Here is a 4,556-nt window from a genome sequence, read left to right on the forward strand (position 1 = left end):
CATTTGGGGATCGAAGGCCCGGTCACTCTCTAGCTTTTCTCGTCTCAATCACCTTATGGGGAGCACAAATGAACAAGACCACCTCAGTTCTGGCCGTTGCCGGAACGCTTGCCTTCTTCGGAGCGGGAGCGGCCCAGGCCGTTGGCCCTGTCTCCACCCCGGCCTACGTGGGCGACGAAACTTCCGCGACCGTCAGCGACGCCACCGTTGCACCGGGTGAAACCGTCGTCTTCAGCAGCAACGAAGGCGTCTTCACGCCCGGCGAGATCATCGACATCACCGTGGACTTCACCGCCGGAGAGCCCTCCGCTGCAGGCTTCGGCCCCGGCGGCGCTGCAGCGGCCCGTGGCGGACTGATTGTCCTGAACGCCGTTGTCCTCACCGATTCCGTCAAGGCAGATGCCAACGGCAACTTCTCCTACTCGGTTGAGCTCGAAGAAGAAGGTACCTACACGCTGACGGCTACGGGCCGCACGTCCGGTGAAACCGTGACCGCACGGGTTGTTGTCGACTCCGAGTACGCCACCGCCGGCACAGTCACCTCAGCAAACGGTGGAACCACCACCTCGGCAAACGGCAAGCTCGCCAACACCGGAATCGATTCCGCAATGCTCCTCTGGGGTGCTGCAGGCATCGGCGCTCTGGGCCTTGGCGCCGGAAGCATCTTTGTTGCACGCCGCCGCGCAGGCGCCGAAGCGTAATTAGTTCCACAGCACACGCAGAAGCCGGGTTGGGCATTGCCCCTCCCGGCTTTTGTGTGTCCGATAGTAATTGGGCGATCACCCGGCCTGCGATATCAAAGCCTCGTCAGAACCATTCCGCGATATGCGGAGCGGAGGCTGCGCCGATAGTCGGATTTGCGAGATCCATGGTGGCGGAAAGCCAGGGGAAGATTACCTGGAAGAGGACCGCCACCACGACGGCGATCATCAATACCGACGTCAGAATCCGTGCCCACAGGGGACCCGGCAACTGCCGGAAGATCCATCCATACATGAGATCAGCCTTCTTCCTGCAGGGCAGCCAGTTGGCTGGCAATCTCAGCGGGCGGTCCAGCTGACAGGGGTTGCCAGGAGTCCAGCACCGAATAGGCGATGATGCGCTCCTGCTGGCCGAACCGCGGGTTGCAACTGGTCAGGGTCAACAGGCTTTCCTGGGGACTGGCCCCAGGATCAGTGGGTACGGGAAGCAGCACGTCAGTGCGCTCCGGCAGGACGATCTCCGTGTTCCGGAAGACGTAGGTGTAGAAGCCGTCCGCCGTCTGGACATAGAGCTTGTCACCCGGCACCAGGGTATGGATGTTGTCGAGGACGGCCCCGTGGGTTTGCCGATGCCCTGCCACTGCGAAGTTTCCCGGCGCCCCGGGCATCGTCGTCGAAGGGTAGCGTCCCAGCCCCAACGTATCGAGGACGTCCATGCCCGTGCCCTCCGCCAGTGGGCGGCTGTACTCGGCGCCGAAGCGCGGAATATAGATGACCCCGAACGTCTCACCGGGCGCGGGTGCATCTGCGACCGGCGGAAGGCCGAAGTCCGCGGGGCCGGCGACTGCTTCGGGGCCCGAAGCGGCGCCAGGCACCGCGGGCAGCGGCATCGACGGACGCGCCTCCCGGACAAACTGCTCTACCGCTTTGCTCTGCACGGCTCCCGCCTGCACCCCGGTCCACCAGAACTCCCAGCCCACAAACAGCAGGGCAAGCAGACCGAACGTGACGAGCAGCTCGCCGGCAACCCCGAAGACACTCACCCGCCGGGATCCGGAGCGCCCGCGCTTTCCCTTCGGGCCGGCGCTAACCATGATCGCTACCGAGAAAACATTGTCCGCTGGCAAGCACCGGCAGGGTCGCGCTCGACACCGTGCCGTCCCGGACATAGGCCATCAGGCACACGGTGCCGCTGAGGACACCAACCTGGATGGCGTCGGCCTCGAGCCCCGTGGGCGTGGTGCTGGCAGAAATTTCCAGCGTGTCAGCCGGGACCCCCCGGGTCAGAAGGGCATCCCGAAGTTGTTCTCGAGTGGGCTGGGGCGAGGACAACACGAGGTCCGCCAACGCCGTCTCCATGGATTGCTGAAGCGCGACATCAGCGGTGCCTGCCCCGGGTTCTGCGGATGGTGTAAGTGGAGCTGATTCCTGCGGAGAACCGGAAGGCGGAGGGGAAGTGACGGAAGGCGTAGGCAACGGTTCCTTCGTTTCCCCTCCACTGTCCGCTGCCGACTGGGTGCAGCCGGTCAGCACTCCAGCCAGGGCAAGGCACAGCATCGCGCGCGCCGTAAGACGGGTGTTGCGGCGTCGTCGGGCTCCATCTCCGGAAATCACCGGTCCCTACTTAGGAAGCGCCCGGAGGGGTGATGCCGCCGGTGCAGGGTGCGCCGGGTTCGCGCGTCTGCTCGCCCTCGATGTACTTGGTCAGGAAGGCGCCGAGGCGCTCATCCTCGGCAGAGTCGACCTCGAGCTGGAGGCCCCATGCAGTGGCGGCCACCGCGCTCTCCTGGTCGGGATTCGGGCTGAGCACCACGTACGAGCGGCTGCCCACGAGGTCGGTCAGTGCGTCGATCTCTGCCTGTGGGAGATCGGACTGATAGGTGACCCACACTGCTCCGTGCTCCATGGAATGGACGGTGTTGGTATCCGGCACCGGCTCCGTGTAAATCCCACAATTGGTCCAGACCGGGGCATGATCCCCGCCGGCGGCCGGGTTCTGCTCGTACGTGACGTCAGCCTCCGTGTGGTTGAAGGAGAGGTCCTCGTAGGTCTGCAGGCCCTCGATCGGCTGGGCCGCAAGCTCCTCGGCACGGCTGCGATCCTGGATCTGGCCCACGATCACGATGGTCACAGCGACGATGATGGCCACGATCACAGCGCCGATTCCACCGAAGATCAGGGCGTTGCGCTTTCGCTCGCCGGCCCGCTGCTGGGCCTGGATGGCCGCCAAACGCGCCTGGCGGTCCGTCTTTTCCTGGGCTCTCTTCTTATTCAACGATTATTTCCTTCAACGCGGAGTGGGGTTTCTCTGTTCAATCTACCGGCGTCGCCGGTTACAACTCGTCGAGCAACGCCTGCATGACCTCGATTTCGGCCTGCTGGGACTCTTCGATTTTTTCTGCCAGGGTGCGTACCTGGTCCGTCGCGGCGAGTTCCACGCCGGCAGCGGCCATCTCGACGCCCGCCCTATGGTGCTCGATCATCAGGGTCAGGTAGATTCGCTCGGCGTCATCGCCCGATGCTGCGGCAAGTTCTTCCAACTGCTCGGGCGTGGCCATTCCGGGCATCAGGCCGTCGGCAGCCAAAGCCATGCTGCCTGCACTGCCCGTGCTTTCCATACCGGCCGCACTGCCCGTCTCCATCGAGTGACCCATGGACGCATCTGTCATCCACGCCATCCGGGGTTCAGCGCTACTCTGCGGGAGGCCCCACTCCTGCAGCCAGGCGTACATCTGTCCCATTTGCTGCTGCTGCGTCATGGCGACGTCGTAGGCGATGGTCCGCGGCGTCTCGTCCTCGGTGCGGTCCCTCAGCATCATGGACATTTGCACTGCCTGCGCGTGGTGCACCTGCATGTCCCGCGCAAAACCGGCGTCGGCGCTGGTGGTATTGGGGTGCGATGGGCTCGCCGCAACGCGGCCGGCCGTGAACGTCAGGAAAAAAAGTGCCACGACGGCGATTCCCGCGAGAACGAGCAGGGTGAGCCGCTGCCAGGCGGGCATGGTTGTGAACATTGAGGTCCTTGGGAAGTGGGATTTCACTTTCAAACGTACGGCACGATGCTGGTGGTTTCCTCAACGGCAGGAGGAATAGAACCTCCTGCGCCAGAGTTATACCCCCAGAGGGTATACTTGGCTTATCGACGAAGGAGATTCCTATGAGCGAAGCAATAGTTTCACCCCCGCCCGCCCGCGGGTACAGCGCAGACAAGGAGGCCTACCTGGCACGGCTCCGGCGCGTGGAGGGCCAGGTCCGCGGCATTGCGCGGATGGTCGATGAGGACAAGTACTGCATCGACATCCTCACGCAGGTGTCCGCCATCAACAAGGCACTTCACGCCGTCAGCATGGGCCTCCTCGAAGACCATATTGCCCACTGCGTGGTCGGTGCCGCCCAGGAGTCACAGGTCAGCGGCAACGACGAGAACGTCCAGGAAAAAGTGCGGGAAGCATCGGCGGCCATCGGCCGCCTCCTGCGCTAGAAGCACCATTTCACAAGAACACCTTCCGAAGGAGATCCACCATGAGCACCACAACTGTCAACGTCACCGGAATGACCTGCGGCCACTGCGTGGAAGCGGTGAAGAGCGAGCTCAGCACCCTGCCCGGCGTCCAGTCGGTGGAGATCGACCTCGTCAAGGGCGGCCTCTCTGCCACCACCATCACGTCTGAGGGCGCGCTGGATCCTGCCTCGGTGAACGACGCCGTTGCCGAGGCCGGCTACAGCGTGGCCTCCAGCGACTCCTGACCATGAGCACCTCCGAAGCCCCGACGCAGACCTCCCCCACGCCGTCGCGCGTGGTGGAACTCGATATCCAGGGCATGACGTGCGCGTCTTGCGTGGGCCGGGTGGAGC

8 protein-coding genes are annotated in these 4,556 nt (G+C 64.0%); 3 read left to right on the forward strand and 5 right to left on the reverse strand.

Features of this window, described 5'->3' with window-relative positions; all coding sequences use genetic code 11:
• The first annotated feature begins 68 nt into the window (after nucleotides 1–68).
• Nucleotides 69–701: an LPXTG cell wall anchor domain-containing protein gene (locus tag Y705_RS0112470; RefSeq protein ID WP_026533093.1), complete on the forward strand. Its 633-nt coding sequence runs from the start codon at nucleotides 69–71 to the stop codon at nucleotides 699–701.
• Between the two features lie 106 nt (nucleotides 702–807).
• On the opposite strand, the gene Y705_RS0112475 is transcribed toward Y705_RS0112470, so the two are convergent.
• The 5 genes from Y705_RS0112475 to Y705_RS0112495 all read right to left on the reverse strand — a co-directional run bounded on the left by Y705_RS0112475 (nucleotide 808) and on the right by Y705_RS0112495 (nucleotide 3,715).
• Nucleotides 808–996 carry a hypothetical protein gene (locus Y705_RS0112475; RefSeq protein WP_026533094.1) on the reverse strand — a complete coding sequence of 63 codons (189 nt, stop codon included), beginning with the start codon at nucleotides 994–996 and terminating at the stop codon, nucleotides 808–810.
• Between the two features lie 4 nt (nucleotides 997–1,000).
• A complete protein-coding gene (locus tag Y705_RS19740) occupies nucleotides 1,001–1,795 on the reverse strand; it encodes a class E sortase (protein WP_049822710.1) in 795 nt (264 codons plus the stop codon).
• Nucleotides 1,788–2,060 carry a DUF6993 domain-containing protein gene (locus tag Y705_RS22745; RefSeq protein WP_049822711.1) on the reverse strand — a complete coding sequence of 91 codons (273 nt, stop codon included), beginning with the start codon at nucleotides 2,058–2,060 and terminating at the stop codon, nucleotides 1,788–1,790. The genes Y705_RS19740 and Y705_RS22745 overlap by 8 nt, the downstream gene beginning before the upstream one ends.
• 265 nt (nucleotides 2,061–2,325) lie before the next feature.
• Nucleotides 2,326–2,976, reverse strand: a complete 651-nt coding sequence (locus Y705_RS0112490; RefSeq protein WP_026533095.1) for a DUF3105 domain-containing protein — start codon at nucleotides 2,974–2,976, stop codon at nucleotides 2,326–2,328.
• A 58-nt stretch (nucleotides 2,977–3,034) separates the two neighbouring features.
• Entirely contained in the window at nucleotides 3,035–3,715 is a 681-nt protein-coding gene (locus Y705_RS0112495) for a DUF305 domain-containing protein (protein ID WP_049822712.1), read from the reverse strand.
• Between the two features lie 143 nt (nucleotides 3,716–3,858).
• Between Y705_RS0112495 and Y705_RS0112500 the strand changes: the two genes are divergently transcribed.
• The gene (locus Y705_RS0112500) at nucleotides 3,859–4,182 is read left to right on the forward strand and encodes a metal-sensitive transcriptional regulator (protein WP_026533097.1); all 324 of its coding nucleotides are present in this window, start codon (nucleotides 3,859–3,861) and stop codon (nucleotides 4,180–4,182) included.
• A gap of 41 nt (nucleotides 4,183–4,223) precedes the next feature.
• Nucleotides 4,224–4,448, forward strand: a complete 225-nt coding sequence (locus Y705_RS0112505) for a heavy-metal-associated domain-containing protein (protein ID WP_026533098.1) — start codon at nucleotides 4,224–4,226, stop codon at nucleotides 4,446–4,448.
• Nucleotides 4,449–4,556: the final 108 nt, after the last annotated feature.

Origin of the sequence: Arthrobacter sp. H41 (assembly GCF_000520535.1) — a bacterium.
Classification (GTDB): Bacteria; Actinomycetota; Actinomycetes; order Actinomycetales; family Micrococcaceae; genus Arthrobacter_D.

Coding starts and splice junctions, on each gene's coding strand:
- Y705_RS0112470 (WP_026533093.1), top strand. CDS start 69: ATGAACAAGACCACCTCAGTTCTGGCCGTTGCCGGAACGCTTGCCTTC.
- Y705_RS0112475 (WP_026533094.1), bottom strand. CDS start 996: ATGTATGGATGGATCTTCCGGCAGTTGCCGGGTCCCCTGTGGGCACGG.
- Y705_RS19740 (WP_049822710.1), bottom strand. CDS start 1,795: ATGGTTAGCGCCGGCCCGAAGGGAAAGCGCGGGCGCTCCGGATCCCGG.
- Y705_RS22745 (WP_049822711.1), bottom strand. CDS start 2,060: ATGGAGACGGCGTTGGCGGACCTCGTGTTGTCCTCGCCCCAGCCCACT.
- Y705_RS0112495 (WP_049822712.1), bottom strand. CDS start 3,715: ATGTTCACAACCATGCCCGCCTGGCAGCGGCTCACCCTGCTCGTTCTC.
- Y705_RS0112500 (WP_026533097.1), top strand. CDS start 3,859: ATGAGCGAAGCAATAGTTTCACCCCCGCCCGCCCGCGGGTACAGCGCA.
- Y705_RS0112505 (WP_026533098.1), top strand. CDS start 4,224: ATGAGCACCACAACTGTCAACGTCACCGGAATGACCTGCGGCCACTGC.